The following is a 19,337-nucleotide window of genomic DNA, read 5'->3' as shown; positions in this document are numbered from 1 at the left end:
TTGGTTCCGAATCCAGCGCCAGGGTATCCAGCCGCACCCAGCCCTGCACTGAACGCCTGTCGCGTGCAAAAAATCGCCCCAGCCCCCACACTTGCGCGTCGTTTCACGTGCCAACGAGATGCATGAACACCCGTTATAACGCCGCCGATATTGAAGTCCTGTCGGGTCTCGACCCGGTCAAGCGCCGCCCTGGCATGTATACCGACACTGCGCGCCCGAACCATCTGGCGCAGGAGGTGATCGACAACTCGGTGGACGAGGCGCTGGCCGGTCACGCCAAGCAGGTCGACGTGACCCTCTACAAGGACGGTAGCTGCGAGGTGTCCGACGACGGCCGCGGCATGCCGGTGGACATGCACCCGGAGGAGAAGATTCCCGGTGTCGAGCTGATCCTGACCCGGCTGCACGCCGGCGGTAAGTTCAACAACCGCAACTACACCTTCTCCGGCGGCCTGCATGGCGTGGGCGTGAGCGTGGTCAATGCGCTGTCGACCAAGGTCGAGCTGTTCATCAAACGCGAAGGCAACGAGCACCGCATGGAGTTCCGCGACGGCAACGCCGCCTCCAAGCTGGAAGTGGTCGGCACCGTCGGCAAGAAGAACACCGGCACCCGCCTGCGCTTCTGGGCCGACCCGAAATACTTCGACACGCCCAAGTTCAACGTGCGCGCGCTGCGCCATCTGCTGCGCGCCAAGGCCGTGCTGTGCCCCGGTCTGACCGTCAAGCTGCACGACGAGGCCACCGGCGAGCAGGACAGCTGGTACTTCGAGAACGGCCTGCGCGATTACCTCAAGGGCGAGATGGCCGAGCACGAGATGCTGCCGGCCGACCTGTTCGCGGGCAGCCTGAAAAAACACACCGAGATCGTCGATTGGGCCGCGGCCTGGGTGCCGGAAGGCGAACTGGTGCAGGAAAGCTACGTCAACCTGATCCCCACCGCGCAGCACGGCACCCACGTCAACGGCCTGCGCTCGGGCCTGACCGATGCGCTGCGCGAGTTCTGCGACTTCCGCAACCTGCTGCCGCGCGGGGTCAAGCTGGCGCCGGAAGACGTGTGGGACCGGGTCACCTTCGTGCTCAGCCTGAAGATGACCGACCCGCAGTTCTCCGGGCAGACCAAGGAGCGGCTGTCCTCGCGCCAGGCCGCCGGCTTCATCGAAGGCGCCGCGCACGATGCCTTCAGCCTGTATCTCAACCAGAACGTGGAGATCGGCGAGAAGATCGCGCAGATCGCCATCGACCGTGCCAGTGCGCGGTTGAAGACCGAAAAGCAGATCGTCCGCAAGAAGGTCACCCAGGGTCCGGCTCTGCCCGGCAAGCTGGCCGATTGCATCAGCCAGGATCTGTCGCGCACCGAACTGTTCCTGGTCGAAGGCGATTCGGCCGGCGGCTCGGCCAAGCAGGCGCGCGACAAGGATTTCCAGGCGATCCTGCCGCTGCGCGGCAAGATCCTCAATACCTGGGAAGTGGCGTCGGGCAGCGTGCTGGCGTCCGAAGAAGTGCATAACCTGGCGATCGCGATCGGCTGCGACCCGGGCAAGGACGACATCAGCGGGCTACGCTACGGCAAGGTGGTGATCCTGGCCGATGCCGACTCCGACGGCCTGCATATCGCCACCTTGTTGACCGCGCTGTTTCTCAAGCATTTCCCGGCGCTGGTGGCGGCTGGACACGTGTTCGTGGCGATGCCGCCGCTGTTCCGCGTGGATGTGGGCAAGCAGGTGTTCTACGCGCTGGACGAAGAGGAAAAGACCACGCTGCTGGACAAGATCGCGCGCGAGAAGATCAAGGGCCAGGTCAGCGTCACCCGCTTCAAGGGCCTGGGCGAAATGAATCCGCAGCAGCTGCGCGAATCGACCATCCATCCGGACACGCGCCGGCTGGTGCAGCTGACCATCGACGACGGCGAGCAGACCCGTTCGCTGATGGACATGCTGCTGGCCAAAAAGCGCGCGGGCGACCGCAAGCAGTGGCTGGAAACCAAGGGCGACCTGGCCTCGCTGGAAGTCTGAGCGCCGCTAAGCACGACGCCTGCGCAGCCGCCGGGCAGGCGTGCCGGTGCTCGGCATCGGCATGCACCACGCGTGCATTCGGGTTCCTGCGCGCCATGCGCACCCGCCTGGGGGCTGCTCGCGGCGCGCCGTTACCGGCTCCAAGACCAGCGAGACCCGCACGCCGTTGTCGCGTGCAGGCCATCTTCGAGACCAACCTGCGCGATCAAGCGAACCCTTGAGCGAGGCAGCCGCTCTTGCACCAAGCGCCAAAGCGACGCGCCGGACCCCGGCATTGCCCCATCCCGCATGCCCACGCCCCAGTCCCGGCCCCTCAGCGCTCGAACTTGGTGGACAGAATGATCGACGTGGTCGTGCGCTCCACGCCGTCGATGGCGCCGATGGCGTCGGTGAGCACGTCCATTTCGTTGACGCCGCCGACCACGCCCAGGGCGATCAGGTCGTAGGCGCCGCTGACCGAGTGCAGCATGCGCACTTCCGGGATATCGCGCAGCGCCTTGACCACCGCAGGCATCTTCCTGGGCAGCACCGTGATCAGGATATGCGCGCGGATGCGGCCCTGTTCGTAGGCGTCGTGGGTGCGCACGGTGTAGCCGCTGATCACGCCGTCGCGTTCGAGTTTTTCAATCCGGCTCTGCACGGTGGTGCGCGACAGCCCGAGCCGGCGCGCAATCTGCGCGGTGGAGGCGCGCGCGTCCTCGCGCAACAGCGACAACAAGCGTTCGTCGGACGGGGTGATTTTCACTTTTGCGTATTCTTTTCGGCGAATCGCCGAAAATACCGCACTTCCTGCCCAGATTCACGCTGCCAAACGCCGATCTCCTGCCGATAATAGAAAGACAACGCCACCGCTCAAGGAGATGCGCCATGTCCGTCCTCGCCCCGCTCGCCCCGCTGCGTGCCCATGCCGGCCGCCGCCTGACCGATGGCCTGGACGATGCCAGCATCGCGCGTCTGGCTCCCAATCACCCGGACCTAGCACAGGCCATCGCCGCCGCCGCCGCCGAATACACGCTGGTCCGCGACGACGTGACCGACCTGCTGGACCTGGATGAAGACGCGCAGATCAGCGCGGTGCAGGACGGCTACATCAACTTCTATGCCGACGATGCGGTGACCCCGTATGTGGCGCTGGCTGCGCGCGGCCCGTGGGTGGTCACGCTCAAGGGCGCGGTGCTGTACGACGCCGGCGGTTACGGCATGCTGGGGTTCGGCCACACGCCGGCGCCGGTGCTCGATGCCATGGCGCGGCCGCAGGTGATGGCCAACGTGATGACGCCCAGCCTGGCACAGCGCCGACTCGACCGCGCCCTGCGCGCGGAGATCGGCCAGACACGCGGCGGCTGTCCGTTCGCGCGGTTCATGTGCCTCAATTCCGGTTCCGAGGCGGTGGGCCTGGCTGCGCGCATCGTCGATACCAACGCCAAGCTGCACACCGATCCGGGCGCGCGCCATGCCGGCGCGACGATCAAGCGCGTGGTGGTCAAGGGCAGTTTCCACGGCCGCACCGATCGTCCGGGGCTGTATTCCGATTCCAGCCGCAAGACCTATACCAAGTACCTGGCCAGCTACCGCGACGAAGAGTCGGTGATCGCGATCGCCCCCTACGATGTGGCCGCGCTGCAGCGCGCCTTCGAGGAGGCTGCGCGCAACCACTGGTTTATCGAAGCGGTGTTCCTGGAGCCGGTGATGGGCGAAGGCGACCCGGGCCGTGCGTTGCCGGCCGACTTCTACGCCGCCGCACGCGCGCTGACCCGTACCCATGGCAGCCTGCTGCTGGTGGATTCGATCCAGGCCGGCCTGCGTGCGCATGGCGTGCTGTCGGTGGTGGACTATCCCGGCTTCGAACAGCTCGATCCGCCGGATATGGAAACCTATTCCAAGGCGCTCAACGCCGCGCAATATCCGCTGTCGGTGCTGGCGGTGACCGAGCATGCCGCGCAGGTGTATCGCAAGGGCACCTACGGCAACACCATGACCACCAATCCGCGCGCGCTCGACGTGGCCTGCGCGACGCTTGCGCTATTCACGCCGCAGGTGCGCGAGAACATCCGCCTGCGCGGCGCGCAGGCGATCGCCAAGCTGCAGGCGCTGCAGTCCGAGCTGGGCGGGCCGATCACCAAGGTACAGGGCACCGGGCTGCTGTTTTCCTGCGAACTGGCGCCGCAATTCAAGTGCTATGGCGCCGGCTCCACTGAAGAATGGCTGCGCCATCGCGGCGTCAACGTGATCCACGGCGGCGAGAATTCGCTGCGCTTCACCCCGCACTTTGCGATGGACGAAGACGAACTCGATCTGCTGGTCGGATTGATCGGTCGCGCGCTGAAGGAAGGTCCGCGTCAATCGCAGGCCGAGGCTGCGTGACGCCAGCGGTGTGAGGTGGCGATTGCGCATCTGAATCGATGCGCAATCGTTCGTTCGCCCCGAGGGGGCCCTTGCTCCGCGCCGGTGCCCGCGAACGATGGCGGTGCGCCGCATTGACCACGTCTGCGCATCGCCATCCGACCGCTCAAATCGGCACGGCGCTCAATTTGCGCCGCAGATAATTGGTCAGCGCGCGACGCGGTGATTTGCCGCGCCACGACGCCCAGCACAGATGCGAACCGACCGCGAGCGCGCCGCCGCGATGGCCCAGTCCGAACCAGGTCCGGTCCGGATGGAAGACATTGCGCGGCGGGAACACGATTCCGCTGAACCGGTCACCATGGGCGTTGTAGAAGCGGGTCAATCCGCGCGGACCGGAGATCATCGGAATCTGCCGGTGGTCTTCCAGCGTTTCCGGCGCATGCGCGGTGAAGATGTGCTCGATGAAGGCGCGCCAGAACGGATGCCCTGCCTCGGAGCCGAATACCGCATTGCCGATCTTGAAGTCTTCGTTGCTAGGCGCACCCTCTTCGATCGGCAGGACGCAGTGCTGAGACAGCACATCCGCACCGAGCGGACGCAGCAATTTGTAGTCGGTGTCGAAGTAGAAGCCGCCATGTGCGTGCATGTAGGCGCAACGCGCGATATCGGCCTTCATCACCCCGAAGCGGATTTTTTCGTAACGCTCGGCGAACTCGGGGAACGCACGACGCATCAACTCCGAATTGTCGGCATCGTCCCAGACATAACAGATCCAGTCCGGTAACAGCCGCTGCAGGCGCGCCTGGACTCTGCGCTCTTCCCACAGCAAATGCTTGGTTGGCGCAGTCAGATGAAAGACGTGGGGAATCATGGGGGCATCTCGGGAGCTGGGGGAACCAGACCCCACCGCAGCACCGCCCAACGCGGATTTCCCGGATGGAGATCCGGCTAAGCGCACCCTAGCTCAAACTTTTATGTGACGTAAATCTCATTTTTGGATCGGCATGCGCAATACAGATTCACAGAATCAATGGATAAGCGAAGTTTCATCACACTGACCTCATTCGCATCCACCGTCATGGCAACGCTCGTCACCGCATCGCAGCAGCCTCATTCCCAGCAGCGATCCGCCCGTCCTTTGAGCGTTGCACTGCGCGGACAGTCGCGCGGCGCGATGCGCCCTTCCTGGTGCTCGATCAGCCGTTTGCTGCCGGCGGTATCGCGCTTGAGTTCGAATGCATCGTAAAGCCGTCCGGTCGCGGTGCGCGATTCGTAGCTCAGCGACTGGGTGTCGATCCGCAGCACCTGATACAGCTGCGTGTCTTCGCCCACCGGACGCATGGTGTTGCGCGCCATCTCCGACAGCCGGTATTGCTTGGGCCCGGCAACGGAGACCACGAATACCGGCGTCGCCTGCCCGGCCTTGTCGCCACGCCGGCCATAGGTGTGGTCGTGGCCCTGCAGCACCAGATCGACCTTGTGGCGGCGGATCACCGGCAACACCTGCTGGACCAGCTTCTCGTTCTCGCGATCGGCACGCGGCGAAAAGAACGGCTGATGGATCAACACGATCGACCACGGATGCGGATTGTCGGCCAGTACCTTGTCCAGCCATTGCGCTTGCGCCGGGCCGGTGCCCAGATCCAGCGCCGAGGTTCCGTCGAGGACGGCAATGCGCACACCTTGATAGTCGAACCAGTAGCTGGTGCGCGCCGTGGCCGATGGCCCGTTGCGCGGCAGCGCGAAGGTCACCGGCCAATGGCTGCCGAGCACGCGCGTGGCCTGCGGGGTGTCTTCGCCTTCTTCGTGGTACTCGTGATTGCCCGGTGCCGGCGCCACGGCGGTGCCTTCCAGCAACCAGCGGCCGGCCTCGAACCACTCGGCCCATTCGTTGTCGTCCTGGGCATCCTTGCCGCTGACCAGATCGCCTGCGAACAGGGCCAGCCGCGCCTCCGGCGCCGAGCGCCACGCCTGGCGGATCACCCGCGACACCAGGCTGAGGTTCTTGTTCTGGGTATCGCCGAAATACAGCAGCGTCAGCGGCGTATCGGCGCCGGCGGCGGTGCGGAAATGATTCCACGCGCCCCAGCTGTCGTGGCCCTGCACGCGGTAGGCGTAGAGCGTGTCCGGCTTCAATGCATCGATATCGGCGCGGTGGTGGTGCGAGCTGCCATTTTCGCTGGCCAGTGTCGTGGTGCTGGCACGAATGCGGCGCGGGGTGCCCACGTCGGGCGAATCGCCGGCAATCACCAGCTCCAGCCACGCTTGGCTGACGCTGGCATCGGTGCGCCAGGCCACGGCGAAGCCGCTCGCTGCATCCTGCGCAGGCGTGGCGACGATGCGGTCCGGGAAGCCATCGGCGACATAGTGGGTGGAGCCGGCCGGCACCTGGGTATTCGGTTCGGCGGCGCGCTCGGCTGCCGGTAGCTGAGCGCTCGTCATCGCGACCAGCACCAGCAACGCTGCACGCGCACCACTCATGGCGCGCAATCTTTCAGGCGCAATGTCCGCGCGATATCGCGCCAATCGAACGCCGCCACCGCCTGGTCGTCATGCAATGCGTAGAACACGCCCCCCGGAAAGCGGGCATCGCCGCGCTGATCCAGCCACACGCCGTCGGTGTTGGCGGTCACCCGGCCAGCGAAGGCGCCGACGTGCGCCAGGCTCTGACGATCGAATACCTGGAACACGCTGCGGTCCTTGAACTGATCGGTGGCGATCCAGTACCCGCTCCCGTCCCTGCATTCCATCAGCGTCATGCCTTCGGCCTGCGCCTTGAACAAACCGGTGCCGACATTGCGGCCGCGATAGCGCCCGTCCATGCCGTATTCGCGTAGCTGCGTGCCCACCGCCACATCTTCTTCGGCGATCATCAAGCGCGCATTGGCTTCGTCGCCGAACACCGACTCGGCAATGCGCACCGCGCCTGCGTCGCTGGTATCGCCGAAGCTCTGGGTCAGCCGCGTTTGCCAGCCCTGCCCTGCCGTACTCACCTGATAGCGGCGAAAGCGCTGACCGAGGTCGGCCAACGGCGGCGGCACGTCCTTGTTGGCCGGCGACATGTAGTTGTCGCTGACCACCACCTCGTAGCCGCCGTCATGCTTGCGCACCCACAGCCCATAGGGCTCGCGCAGTTCCTCCTGGCCGAAGGCGGTCAACGGCTTGAAATCCGGCAACGCGAACACCTGCACGCGGCGGTTGTCGCGCTCGACCACGAACAGCAGGTCATCGACCACCGAGATGCCGTTCGGGCGATCCAGTTTGCCCAACGCCTTGCCCTTGCCGCCGACCACGCGCAAGCGCTTGCCGGTGTCGCCATCGAACACCACCAAGGCATGCGTGGCCTTGGCGGTGGCGATCAACCAACGACCACCGTCCGGTGCTCGCCAGCTGGCCGGCGAGTCCAGATTGTCGGACGGCGTCGGGGTCGTGATGAAGGCTTCCGGCACCACCGCGTGCGCCACCTTGGCCTCGCTGAGCAAGGGATCTTTCAGCAAGGCTTCGTCGGCTTCGCGGTCGGCGGCACCCGGTGCCGTGGCGCAGGCGCTCAGCGCGCCGATCAGTGCGAGCGTGCCGCACCGCAGGATGCCGGCCCTCACAGGTTCACCCGCAGGCCGATGCCGTAGGCGCGGCCGTATTCTTCCATCTGCTGGGTGTGCGAGCGCGTGCCCTGGTAGCGCTCCAACGGTTCGTCGAGCAGATTGGACGCCTCGAAGTACAGCTGTACATCGCTGGTCAATTGGTAGCTCAAGCTCAGGTCCAGCTGGGTATTGGGTGCCACGAAGATATCGTAGGCGCGCGACTGGCCCAGCTCGTCCAGATATTCGCTGCGATGCACGGCCGACACGCGGGTGGAAATGCCGTGTTTCTCATAGCCGAGGAAGGCGCTGTAAACGTTGCGCGAGGCACGCGGCAAGGTGAAGTCCTCGCCGGCACGATCTTCCAGGCCAGGGTCGAAATCGGTGTGCAACCAGGTGCCGCTGACGCCGGCCAGCAGACCGCTCCACACGCCCGGCAGAAAGTCGAACTGCTGCTGCCAGTTGAACTCGGCGCCGTACACCTTGGCCTTGTCGCCGTTGATGGCGGTGGTGACGTCGTACCCGGCGAACTCGGCATTGTTGTTGACGGTGGTGTTGACGATATAGCCGTCGATCGATTTGCCGAACAGGCCGAGCGAGACGATGCCGTTCTGGCCGATGTATTTTTCGAACGCCAGATCCAGATTGGTGGACTCGTACGGATCCAGCTGCGGATTGCCCAGCGTCACTTCGTTGTCGCCGGTATTGATGGTCGCGCTCGGCGCGATCTGCCCGAAGCCCGGCCGCGACACGGTCTTGTTCACCGACCCGCGCAGCGCCCAGCTGTCGCCACCGTCCCAACGCAGATGCAGGCCCGGCAGCACGTTGGTGTAACTGCTGTCGGCACGGCGCCCGGTCACGGTGAACGACTCGCCGTCATCGGCCACATCGACCTGGTTGCCGGTCGCGGTGAAACGGGTGCTTTCCACGCGCACACCGGCGATCACCCGCAGCGACGGGGTCAGGTCCCAGGTTCCCATCGCGTAGGCGGCCAGGATGTCTTCCTTGGAGGTGTAGTCCTCTGCCAGCTGCGCCACTGCATTGCTGCCCACATCGCCATCGTCGGCGCTGTAGAGGTCGCGGTTCTGGTTCCAGTAGGCGCGCATGGCCGAGGAACTCAGCGCCTGGCCAAGGCTGTTGCGACGATGCGCCGGTGGCGCCACCGTCCAGCTGGTCGGGTCCACTGCCGGACCTTCGGACAGCTCGATTTCATTGCCATCCACTTCGCGCTCGCGCCAGCGCCCGAGCAGGCCGACCTTGTAGCTGGCGTTGTCGGCATCGAAACGCGCGTTGATGCGTGCACTGCGCTCGGCATCGTCGGTCTGGCCCGGCGACAGCACGAATTTGTCGAACGCGTAGTTACCGTTGTCGATCCACGAGGCGTCGGCCATGCCGAAGACCGGCAGGCGGCTGTTCTGGTCGATGCTGCCGTCCAGATCGCCGTCGTAATCGAAGCGCGCTTCCATCTCGTCCTTCACCCGCTCGCGCGTCTTGGTATAGCCGAGCTGGTAATCGACCACCGCGCCGACCAGCCGATGTTCGGCACCGAAGCTCGTCGCCAGCGTGTCCTGGTCCTTGGTGCGATTGCGCACGCGCTTGCTGAGCGTGTCGTACGGCGCCGCGTAGGTGCCGTCGCCATTGGCCTGGATATCGTCGGGGTCGAACGCCAACACCGTGTTCTGGCGCGTTTCGGCATCCTTGAAACTGCTGAACAGGCTGCGCAGGTAATACCGATTGTCCTGGTCCGGATGCCAATCGAGATTGAGGTTGGCGCCGGCACGTTTGCGGTCCACGTAATATTTGCGGCGCTGCTGCTCGACCATGACCATGTCGCCATTGTCGATGGCGTCGTACTCGCCTTCGGTATTGTCCGACTGGAATTCGCGGTCCTGATAGTTCACGCCCAACGCCACCCCGAAGGTCTGATCGGCAAACAGATCGCTGTAGTTGAACGAGGCCTTGGGGCTGGTCTTGCCGCTGAGTTGCTGATGATTGGCTTCCACCTTGGCGCGGATGGCGCGGCCTTGGCGATCGAACGCCGACGCCGATTCGACCAGGATCGCGCCGCCGATCGAATCGCCCGGCATGTCCGGCGTGGGCGACTTCACCACTTTCAGCCGCTCGGTGGATTCGGAAGGAATCACATCCATCGGTGCGGCGCGGTTGTCGCTCTCCGGGGTGCCGATGGCGATGCCGTCCACGCTCACGCTGTTGAGTGCCGCATCCAGGCCACGCACCACCACAAAGCGCCCCTCGCCCTGGTCGCGCGTCACACTGACGCCCGGCAGGCGTTGCAGCGACTCGGCAACGTTCTTGTCGGGATAATTGCCCATCGCATCGGACGACACCGCATCCAGGATGGCATCGGAACTGCGCTTGAGATCGATCGCACGTTCCTGCGCCATCAGCTGCGGCAGCACCTTGACTGCATCCAGCGTGGTCGCGTCGGTTGCCTCGGCAGCACCGTCTGCTGCATGCGCCAGCGGTCCCCACGTGGCCGCAGCCAGCGTCAGCGTGATCGCCAGACAGAGCGGAGTCTTGTTCGACACGGTGCATCCCCAATCGGTTAAGAATGGGTGTGCACACTATGTCTACGACATTTCACTGACATGACATATGCCATTGCGGTCACACCCGATGTGTGGCGACGCCACGCACAGGTGCGGCACACTGTGTCTCTCTCCTGCCTGTCGCCGCCCCATGCATATCGTCGAAGTCCGCCACCCCCTCGTCCAACACAAGATCGGCCTGCTGCGCGACGCCGCGTTGAGCACCAAGGGTTTCCGCGAACTGGTCACCGAACTGGGCACGCTGCTGGCCTACGAGGCCACCGCCGATCTGGACACCGAATCGCACCTGCAACCGGGTTGGGCCGGGCCGGTGGAGGTGCAGCGCATCGCCGGTGCCAAGATCACGCTGGTGCCGATCCTGCGCGCCGGCCTGGGCATGCTGCCGGGCGTGCTGGCGCTGATTCCGACCGCCCGGGTCAGCGTGGTCGGCCTGCAGCGCGATGAAGAAACCCTGCAGCCGGTGCCCTACTTCGAGCGCCTGACCGGTCGCCTGGAAGAGCGCGATGCGCTGATCCTGGACCCGATGCTGGCCACCGGCGGCACCCTGATCGCCACCATCGACATGCTCAAGCGCGCCGGCGCGCGGCGCATCAAGGGCATCTTCCTGGTCGCCGCACCCGAAGGCCTCAAGGCGCTGGAAGCCGTGCACCCGGACGTGGAGGTGTATACCGCCGCGATCGACGACCATCTCAACGACAAGGGCTACATCCTGCCCGGCCTGGGCGACGCCGGCGACCGGATCTTTGGCACGCGGGTGGAGTGAGCCACACCCGCACTTAGCGCGTGTATACCTGCAAGGCAGCGGTCACATAGACCAGCGGCGCATTCCAGTTGATCGCCACTTCGTTGCTGGCATAACTGCATTCGTGATCCAGGTAGGACAGCGCCGGCAGCGTCGAGCGATAGGCGACGCTGCAATCGGCTGCGTCCTGCCGGCCCGGTTGTGGGCCGCCGACCAGCAGCCCCGGCACCGGCGCGGCGACGCCATCGGCCATCGAGATGTTCTGGTGGATGCGCAGCGGCGCGCGCGCGCCTGTTCCGGTGACGAAGGACATCCCCAGCGGATTGCGCCCCAGCACATAATCCAGTTGCGCTTGCGCCGCATCCAGATAGCGCCGCTGCGGCGATAGACGGTAGCCCTGCAGCAACATCATCGCCTGGTTCAACGCCACCGAATTGCTGCCCCATACGAAATCGCCATTGAGCATGCTGACCCGCCACGGCGATGTCTGCCAACGCTCGGCAAGGCGCTCACTGAGTGCGGTCACTTCGCTGGCGATACGCGCCTGATCGGCATGCGCGGTCAGCTGTGCACGGTGCGTGGCCAGCGACATCCAGGCCAGACCGGCGACATTGCCCCATGACGGCACACTGGCCGACACGTTGCGCGCGATCATCGCGTCGTAAAAAGCATCCTCGCCGGTGGCGATGTACAGCTCTGCAGCCGCCCAGGCAAATTCGTCGTTGAGCTGGGTATCGCCGTATTCGCCGGTGACGATATCGGCAGGCTGCCTGTAGAGCTTGATCGAATTCTGCCGGGTCCAGCCCCAGGCAGCGCGCGCGGCCGTCAGCATGCGTGCCGATGCGCCGGGATATTGCGCCTCGTACGGCGCATAGATGCGGCTGGCGGCGGCCATCACCGCAGCGAAGTCCAACGCCGCGGCGGTGGTCTTGGTCACCACATAGCGCGGTTTGGTCGCCTGCGCGGGCATCAGCTTGTAATCGAATTGCTTGTTGGTGAGCTTGTGATACACACCGCCATCGGCCGGATCCTGCATCGCCAGCATCCACTGCAGATTCCACCAGGTCTCCTGCAAGATGCCCGGCACGCCGGGCGCCTGATCGGGAATCTGCAAGGCCTGCGCCTGGAACAACGCCGGATGATGCTCGTAGGCGGCCAGCAGCGTATAGGTCGCGATGCCGGAATTGACGATGTATTTATTGTAGTCGCCGGCGTCGTACCAGCCCTTGGGCGCGGCGATCGAACTGCCCTCCGGACGCGTGGCCGATGCTGCAGAGGCGTGCACCAGCACCGTGGTATCCGGATGCCCGGCCGCACGCGCGTAGCTACCTGCGAACTGCTGCGGCAAGGCGGTGCTGGCGCGATTGAAGTAATACGCCTTCAACGCAGCGTCCAGCAGCGGCCGGTAGGCAGCCGCATCGATCGAGAACGGATCCGACAGCGGCAGACCGTCGACCTGCACCCGGTAACTGCCTGGAGAACGCAGTGCCGAAAAATCGGCCACCCGGGCCGGCATCGCGGCCGGCGACCACGTGGCGGACGGCTGCAGGCTGCCTTCCAGCACAGTCAGCCCCCGCGCATCCTGTACCGTGAAACGCGCGGCATTTCCCGCCCCACCGATCACTGCCATCTTGCCTGCAGTGGGCAGATACCCGACCTGATTGAGGTAGATCGCATCGGCCGCATCGGCAGAAGCAATGACCGACGATAGCGAGAGGAAGACCGTCAGCAGTAGGGGGCGCGCGTTCATGCCTGCATCGTCGCTGCGACCTCTCCAGACGACAAGACACGCCATCACAAAATCAACATGCAAGGCAATCGATGCGCATCGCGCTCAAGGTCTTACGTTCGCATCTGTCGGACGGCTGTCACAGAAACCAGCACTGCCCTGTGATCGATTGCCGCAGCGCAGCCGGCGATCACCGCGCTGGCCGATGCCCACATTCTGCAAATGATGCAAGCCCGACAAGACCCGACCGCTATCGCCGGAGCGCGACACGCGCGGCAGCGGGAACCCGATCACGCAGACGCTCACGTCTGCAGTGACCAAGCCTGCAATGCGGTCAATGGGTGGTTGGTGACGAACCGGCCTTTGGCATCGCGCGCCAGCCGCGCGAGTGCGCAATCTGGATCGTGGGTGAAAAACAGCTGCACGTCGCGTGCGAACGCGTCTTCCAGAAACGCACGTTTTTCATCGATCAACAGTTCGGCGTTGCGGTCGTATCCCATCGTGATCGGCACATGCACCCAGGAGCGCCCCGGGATCAGGTCAGTGCAAAATGCCACACCGCCATGGGCCTGCCCATCGGCGTGTCGGGCGCCGACGATTTCGGCGAGCATCAGTCCGGGGGTATGTCCGTCGCTGAAGCCGAAGCGCACCGTCTCACCCAATGTCTGCGAAAAAGGCCCCTCGACCAGTTCCAGTCGCCCGCTGGCTTCGAGCAACCCCGGCAGTTCTGGAATGAAGCTGGCACGGTCGCGCGCATGCGGTTGTAGTGCGCGTTGCCAATGCCTTGCACCGACCAGGAAGCGCGCGTTTGGAAACAGCAACGCCGGTGCCGCGCCCTCGCGCCACGGCGCCAGTAATCCGCCAGCATGATCGAAGTGCAAATGGCTCAACACCACGACATCGATATCGGTATGCGCAACACCGGCCTCGCGTAACGAATCCAGCAAGACGTGGCGCTCTTCCTGTATGCCGTAACGCGCGCGCAATGCCGGCGCAAAGAACGCGCCGACACCGGTCTCGAACAACACCGTTTTTCCGGCCAGGGGCCGGGCCAATAAGGCACGGCAGGCCAACGCGATCCGGTTGGCCGCATCGGGTGTGGCCCATTCCTGCCACATCGCCTTGGGCGCATTGCCGAACATGGCGCCACCGTCGAGTTTTTGCGTATTGCCTTGGATGGACCAGAGTTTCATTGGCAGTAAACGGGAAGTGGAAGAAGGCGCGCAGGCGGATCCGGTCATGGTAAGCGTGCATGCGGGCGCGACGCGGGAAAATTTGGCCATGGATCGGCGCCCAGACCGCATGAGGCAGTTCCGCCGGCGGCATGACTCGATGCCGCCACACGCCCATTGTGGCATTGCCTTGCGCACCGGCAAACGCGCCGCCCTCGGTTGAGCTCCTTTCAACGCATCTATCGCCTCGGCAGCGATCGCGCGCACTTTTTATGGCAGCTGCGTCGCGTTATTTCCGCACTGGCGCCGTGTTGTCCGCCCACACCGTGCAAATGCCGCCGATCTGCGTCAACACGCGGCGACATTCCATCGAAACGTCTGCAATTCCCGTGGTTTACACCAATTATTCGCCGCAACGCCGACCTACCGTGGCGTTGCGGCAACTGCCGCACGCAACACCGCAACGCTCCGCCCTGCCTGACGCTCCAGGCAGCTGCAGGCCCTGAAGCACAGCCTTTCTCACTGCCAAGGAATCAACCAATGACGACCCAACCGATCGCCTCCCTCTTTCGTCCCGACCGCAGCGCAGCTCGGCCGCATTCTGCGCAACGGCATCGACGCTTGGGCACCGGCGTCGCCGCAGTGCTGTCGCTGGGGCTGCTGAGCCTGAGTCAGGCCGCGCTTGCCACCAAGGTATGGAATGCCAGCCCCAATAAGATTCAGAACAACTGGATTTCCGGCATGTACGACAACATTACCGGCCCGCTGCAAACAACCTTGCGCCAATGCCAGAACGCGCCGCAGGCCACCTGCGAGGTGACGATTCAGGCAAATGGTGGCGTCCATACAAGTGCCAGCGACGACACGCAACACTTCACCCTGCGCTTCACAGGCAATGCCGCTCCCTACGCGGCTTGCCACATCTATCCGCTAGTGCCTGGCACTCCCGGCGATAAACGTCTGCAGGGCGCTACCTGCTACGACGCGCAGCACAACGGCACCTACATCAAACTCAACTGATGCAGGCCGCGGTCGTTTGCGGCCCACGGTGCAGACTCGCCGCAAGCCCGGCGTAGCCGGTCGCAGCCAAACGACGCAGGGCGGACGTTCGCCCGCCCTGCGTTGCCAACCCTCGTTACCGCGTGTCTCTGCTTGGGGAGTGCGCGCGGTAGATCTCCTTACCTCACTGCGCAGGCGTCGCCAGCTGCACCTGCGCCTTGCCCACCGGATTACGCGGATCGCTGCCGCCGCTGAGCACATTGCTGCGCTTGTCCCATTCCACCGTCTGGAAGTTGCCCCAGACGTGGCTGGACCCGCGCCCGCCGGCGGCAGTGTCGCCCGGCAGCTTGAGCGCATGGCCCATCGCTTCCAGCGCCTTGGCGGTTTGCGGCGAGAACGCATCGGTTTCGGCATCGATGACGTCCGGCAACCACTGGTGGTGATAGCGCGGCAACGCGGCGACCTGCTGGGCGCCAAGTCCATCGTCGTAGCCCAGGATGCCGAGCAGCACCATGGTGATGATGCGGCTGCCGCCGGGAGTGCCGAGCACGACGACCTTTTCGGCCGATTCCATGAAGGTCGGGGTCATCGAGCTGAGCATGCGCTTGCCCGGCTTGGGCGCATTGGCCGCATAGCCCATCACCCCGAACGCGTTGGGCGTGCCCGGCTTGAGCGCGAAGTCGTCCATCTCGTTGTTGAGCAGCACCCCGGTGCCCTTGGGAATCAGCCCTGAGCCATACAGCAGGTTGACCGTCTGGGTGGCGCCGACGCGGTTGCCTTCGCCATCGATGATGGAGAAATGCGTGGTCTCGTCGTCTTCCAGCGGGGTGGGATTGCCCGATAGCAGATCGCTCGGCGTGGCCTTGTCCGGATTGATCGTGGCGCGCAGGCCTTGTGCGTAATCCTTGCTGGTCAGCACGCGCTGCGGCACCTCGACGAAGTCGGGGTCGCCCAGGAAGAAGGTACGGTCGCGGTAGGCACGGCGCATCGCTTCCACCACCAGGTGGGTACGGTGCGCATCGTCCAGTTTGCGCAGGTCCCAGCCTTCCAGGATCTGCAGCATCGCCGCCAACGCAATACCGCCGGAAGACGGCGGCGGCGCGGTGCTGATCTTCCAGCCGCGGTAATCGAACTGGATCGGCGTGCGCTCCTTCACCCGATACCCGGACAGCTCTGACGCCTTCCACTGCCCGCCGGCCTGCTTCACGCCGGTCAGCAGCTTCTTGGCGGTCTCGCCCTTGTAAAAGCCGTCGAAACCCTTGTCGCCGAGCAGTTGCAGCGTATGCGCCAGCTCGGGCTGCTTGAAGATGTCGCCTTCTGCGATCGGCTTTCCGCCGCGCAGATAGACCTCGCGCGTGCCGGGATAGCGCTCCATCACCTCGCGCCGCGACGCATAGCCCTTGGCCATGCGCGCATACACCGGGAAGCCCTCGCTGGCGATACGGATCGATGGCGCCAGCGACTGCTGCAAGGGCAGCCGGCCATGTTTTGCCGCCAGTTCCACCAGCGCTGCAGGCAGGCCGGGAATGCCGGCCGACCACGGGCCATTGACCGAGCGGTCGCGGTCCAGCTCACCCTTCTTGTCCAGGAACTGCGCTTCGGTCGCCGACGCAGGCGCGGTTTCGCGCGCATCCAGCATCACGTCCTTGCCGGTCTTGGCGTCGTGCAGCAGAAAGAACCCGCCGCCACCCAACCCCGAACTGATCGGCTCGACCACCGCCAATGTGGAAGACACCGCCACCGCCGCATCGAAGGCGTTGCCGCCTTCGCGCAGAATCTGCAGGCCGGCATCGGTGGCCAGCGCGTGGCCGCTGGCAATCGCCGCACCCGGCGGATGCGCGGCCACCGGAGAGGTGGCAGCCGCCGCAGGTGTTGCGCCATCGGCAGACCAGGCCTGCGGCGCCAGCACAAAGGCCAGCAGCAACAGCGCGCGCGAAGAGACACGTCGGGGGAATACGCTCACGGGGCGGGAGGCTCCTGTTCGTAGAGTTCGGGGTGATCGCGCTGCAACTGGATCAGCTTGGCGAGCAATTGATCATGGGTTTCCGGGATGGCCGGATCCGGGTCGATGCATTCGACCGGGCACACCACCACGCATTGCGCCTCGTCGAAATGGCCCACGCATTCGGTGCAACGCGCCGGGTCGATGACGTAGATGGTTTCGCCCATCGAGATGGCCTGATTCGGACATGCCGGCTCGCAGACATCGCAGTTGACGCAGAGCTCGTTGATTTTCAGCGACATATCGGCAACACCATGCGATGCGAGGCAGCGCGATTCAACCGCAGTCGCTGGAACGCAACGTACTGCTGCAGGCGGGCGCACATGGCGCCGATCAACCAAGGGACAACGCCGTGGGCGCTGTCGGAGACCGGCCTGACACGACCGGTTCCGGTGGCACGCGAATTCAGCAGCATGCCGCTGGATCCGCGTACTGCGGCCGGATGCGCCCTCCCGCGCGTCCGGCCTGGTACGGCATTACTTGGCTTCAACGAAGGTGTATTCCACGCCCTTGGGCTGGACGATGGTCTGCACGCGAGCATTCTCGGCCGCATTGCCGATGAACAACACGCGCACGCCCTTCATCGAATCGGCCGGCACGTCCTTGAACGCAGCGTCGATCAGGTCGGCCATCTTGGTCGAGGCCGACGACCCGAAGGCCAGCATATTGCCCGGCTGCACGCCACGCGCGAGCGCGGTCTTGACGCTTTCCAGCTGACGCTCGTAGCTGCCAGCGAACTCGGCATCGGACTCCGGCGGCAAGTAGTACAGGAACGGGCTATTGGTGGTGGCGCCCAGGTTCTGGCCGACCACTTCCTGCAGGTATTTCTTCCAGCCGGCGTTGTCGTCCTTGGCCGGCGCCTTCAGTGCAGCAGGAGCGGCAGCAGCGGTCGGCGCCGGCTCTTCCTTCTTGCAGGCGGTGACCGCCAGAGCGGCGATCGAAGCGAGCGCCAGAGCGCGCATGGTGTGTTTCATGAAACTCCTCCCTTTGAAAAGCATGGTGATGGAACGACAGATGAGATCAGGCCTGCGCGCGGGACTCGCGCACCTGCCGCAAGGCCTCGACGACCGAAGCCGGAACGAAACCGGACACGTCTCCGCCCAGCCGCGCGATTTCGCGCACCAGCGAGGACGAGATGAAGCTGTACTGCTCGGCCGGGGTGAGAAACAGCGTTTCCACCTCCGGGATCAGATGGCGGTTCATGCTGGCCATCTGGAATTCGTATTCGAAGTCGGACACTGCGCGCAGGCCGCGCAGCAGCACACCGGCGCCCATGTCGCGCACGAAGTGGGCCAGCAACGTATCGAAGCCGCGCACTTCCACGTTGGTGTGGGCGGCCAATGCTTCCTGGGCCAGCTCCACGCGTCGTTCCAGCGGCAAGGCCGGCCCCTTGGACGGGCTATAGGCCACGCCGACCACCACGCGTTCGAACAACGGCGCGGCGCGGTTCACCAGATCGATATGCCCGTTGGTGATCGGGTCGAAGGTACCGGGATAGACGGCGGTGCGGCTGTTGGCCACGCTCATACGGAAACTACCGGGGTCGGATCGCCGTTCAGTGTAGCAGCGGCCCGGCGGTACAGCGCATAGCGCACCTGCTGGGTGGCGCCCTCGCGGTGCAGGTGCCAGCCGGCCGGCACCTGCGGCGGCACCTCGGCAGGGGCTTCCAGATACAGCCAGGCATCGGCCGCCATATGCGCAGGCAGGCGTTCCAGCACACTGGGCCACAGGCCGGCAGCGAACGGCGGATCGACGAACACGATGTCGGCCCTGGTCGCAGGCGCACGCTCCAGCCAGCGCAGCGCGTCTTCCTGCAGCACCTGCACCTGGCTGGCCGCGTCCAGTTTGGCCACATGCGCGCGCAACCGTTGCGCCAGGCCTGGGTCGCGTTCGATCAAGGTGGCATGGGCGGCGCCGCGCGAGACCGACTCCAGGCCCAGCGCGCCGGACCCGGCGAACAGGTCCAGCACGCGCGCACCGGGCAGGCGCGGCATCAGCCAGTTGAACACCGTCTCGCGGACGCGGTCGCTGCTCGGGCGCAGGCCTGGCAGATCGGGCACCGCCAGCTTGGTATTGCGCCAGCGCCCGCCGACGATGCGCACCTGCCCCTCCGTGCGCCCCGGCGCCTGCCCTACCGGGCGGCTCATCGCAGCGCTCCTGATGGATCGGAAACAGCGCATGACAGTG

The 19,337-nt window shown here is 65.1% G+C and carries 16 protein-coding genes and 1 other RNA gene; 5 read left to right on the top strand and 12 right to left on the bottom strand.

Annotated features, from left to right (window positions below; genetic code table 11):
- The first annotated feature begins 122 nt into the window (after positions 1 to 122).
- On the top strand, positions 123 to 2,012 hold the full coding sequence (gene parE, locus GGR61_RS12550; RefSeq protein ID WP_184408405.1) for a DNA topoisomerase IV subunit B: 1,890 nt from the start codon (positions 123 to 125) through the stop codon (positions 2,010 to 2,012).
- Between the two features lie 61 nt (positions 2,013 to 2,073).
- Positions 2,074 to 2,149, top strand: a non-coding RNA gene (locus tag GGR61_RS12545) — sX9 sRNA.
- A gap of 176 nt (positions 2,150 to 2,325) precedes the next feature.
- Here the strand turns inward: GGR61_RS12545 and GGR61_RS12540 are convergent.
- Complete coding sequence (locus GGR61_RS12540; RefSeq protein ID WP_184621692.1) at positions 2,326 to 2,757, bottom strand: Lrp/AsnC family transcriptional regulator; 432 nt, start codon at positions 2,755 to 2,757, stop codon at positions 2,326 to 2,328.
- Positions 2,758 to 2,879: 122 nt separating this feature from the next.
- Between GGR61_RS12540 and GGR61_RS12535 the strand changes: the two genes are divergently transcribed.
- Complete coding sequence (locus tag GGR61_RS12535) at positions 2,880 to 4,376, top strand: aminotransferase class III-fold pyridoxal phosphate-dependent enzyme (protein WP_184408403.1); 1,497 nt, start codon at positions 2,880 to 2,882, stop codon at positions 4,374 to 4,376.
- 145 nt (positions 4,377 to 4,521) lie between these two features.
- On the opposite strand, the gene GGR61_RS12530 is transcribed toward GGR61_RS12535, so the two are convergent.
- The 4 genes from GGR61_RS12530 to GGR61_RS12515 all read right to left on the bottom strand — a co-directional run bounded on the left by GGR61_RS12530 (position 4,522) and on the right by GGR61_RS12515 (position 10,485).
- Entirely contained in the window at positions 4,522 to 5,229 is a 708-nt protein-coding gene (locus tag GGR61_RS12530; RefSeq protein WP_184621690.1) for a glycosyltransferase, read from the bottom strand.
- Between the two features lie 239 nt (positions 5,230 to 5,468).
- The gene (locus tag GGR61_RS12525) at positions 5,469 to 6,839 is read right to left on the bottom strand and encodes a metallophosphoesterase family protein (RefSeq protein ID WP_184621688.1); all 1,371 of its coding nucleotides are present in this window, start codon (positions 6,837 to 6,839) and stop codon (positions 5,469 to 5,471) included.
- Positions 6,836 to 7,957, bottom strand: a complete 1,122-nt coding sequence (locus GGR61_RS12520; RefSeq protein ID WP_184621686.1) for a phytase — start codon at positions 7,955 to 7,957, stop codon at positions 6,836 to 6,838. Before GGR61_RS12520 ends, GGR61_RS12525 begins: the two co-directional genes overlap by 4 nt.
- The gene (locus tag GGR61_RS12515; RefSeq protein WP_184621684.1) at positions 7,954 to 10,485 is read right to left on the bottom strand and encodes a TonB-dependent receptor; all 2,532 of its coding nucleotides are present in this window, start codon (positions 10,483 to 10,485) and stop codon (positions 7,954 to 7,956) included. Before GGR61_RS12515 ends, GGR61_RS12520 begins: the two co-directional genes overlap by 4 nt.
- A gap of 151 nt (positions 10,486 to 10,636) precedes the next feature.
- On the opposite strand from GGR61_RS12515, the gene upp reads away from it, so the two are divergent.
- Positions 10,637 to 11,269: a uracil phosphoribosyltransferase gene (gene upp / locus GGR61_RS12510; RefSeq protein WP_184408398.1), complete on the top strand. Its 633-nt coding sequence runs from the start codon at positions 10,637 to 10,639 to the stop codon at positions 11,267 to 11,269.
- 13 nt (positions 11,270 to 11,282) lie between these two features.
- On the opposite strand, the gene GGR61_RS12505 is transcribed toward upp, so the two are convergent.
- Positions 11,283 to 12,998, bottom strand: a complete 1,716-nt coding sequence (locus GGR61_RS12505; protein WP_184621682.1) for a glycoside hydrolase family 9 protein — start codon at positions 12,996 to 12,998, stop codon at positions 11,283 to 11,285.
- A gap of 281 nt (positions 12,999 to 13,279) precedes the next feature.
- A complete protein-coding gene (locus GGR61_RS12500; RefSeq protein ID WP_184408461.1) occupies positions 13,280 to 14,170 on the bottom strand; it encodes an MBL fold metallo-hydrolase in 891 nt (296 codons plus the stop codon).
- 519 nt (positions 14,171 to 14,689) lie between these two features.
- Between GGR61_RS12500 and GGR61_RS12495 the strand changes: the two genes are divergently transcribed.
- The gene (locus tag GGR61_RS12495) at positions 14,690 to 15,169 is read left to right on the top strand and encodes a hypothetical protein (RefSeq protein WP_184621680.1); all 480 of its coding nucleotides are present in this window, start codon (positions 14,690 to 14,692) and stop codon (positions 15,167 to 15,169) included.
- 163 nt (positions 15,170 to 15,332) lie between these two features.
- Here GGR61_RS12495 and ggt read toward each other — a convergent pair whose 3' ends face one another.
- The 5 genes from ggt to rsmD all read right to left on the bottom strand — a co-directional run bounded on the left by ggt (position 15,333) and on the right by rsmD (position 19,297).
- Entirely contained in the window at positions 15,333 to 17,111 is a 1,779-nt protein-coding gene (gene ggt / locus GGR61_RS12490) for a gamma-glutamyltransferase (protein WP_184621678.1), read from the bottom strand.
- The gene (locus GGR61_RS12485) at positions 17,108 to 17,392 is read right to left on the bottom strand and encodes a YfhL family 4Fe-4S dicluster ferredoxin (protein WP_011037531.1); all 285 of its coding nucleotides are present in this window, start codon (positions 17,390 to 17,392) and stop codon (positions 17,108 to 17,110) included. The genes ggt and GGR61_RS12485 overlap by 4 nt, the downstream gene beginning before the upstream one ends.
- 234 nt (positions 17,393 to 17,626) lie before the next feature.
- Entirely contained in the window at positions 17,627 to 18,124 is a 498-nt protein-coding gene (locus GGR61_RS12480) for a hypothetical protein (RefSeq protein ID WP_184408394.1), read from the bottom strand.
- A gap of 46 nt (positions 18,125 to 18,170) precedes the next feature.
- Positions 18,171 to 18,677 carry a pantetheine-phosphate adenylyltransferase gene (gene coaD / locus GGR61_RS12475; protein ID WP_184408393.1) on the bottom strand — a complete coding sequence of 169 codons (507 nt, stop codon included), beginning with the start codon at positions 18,675 to 18,677 and terminating at the stop codon, positions 18,171 to 18,173.
- Positions 18,674 to 19,297 carry a 16S rRNA (guanine(966)-N(2))-methyltransferase RsmD gene (gene rsmD, locus GGR61_RS12470; protein ID WP_184621676.1) on the bottom strand — a complete coding sequence of 208 codons (624 nt, stop codon included), beginning with the start codon at positions 19,295 to 19,297 and terminating at the stop codon, positions 18,674 to 18,676. Before rsmD ends, coaD begins: the two co-directional genes overlap by 4 nt.
- Between the last annotated feature and the right edge of the window lie 40 nt (positions 19,298 to 19,337).

The sequence above is a fragment of the Xanthomonas sp. 3058 genome (assembly GCF_014199765.1).
Classification (GTDB): domain Bacteria; phylum Pseudomonadota; class Gammaproteobacteria; order Xanthomonadales; family Xanthomonadaceae; genus Xanthomonas; species Xanthomonas campestris_B.
This window is presented reverse-complemented; position numbering and strand designations above follow the sequence as displayed.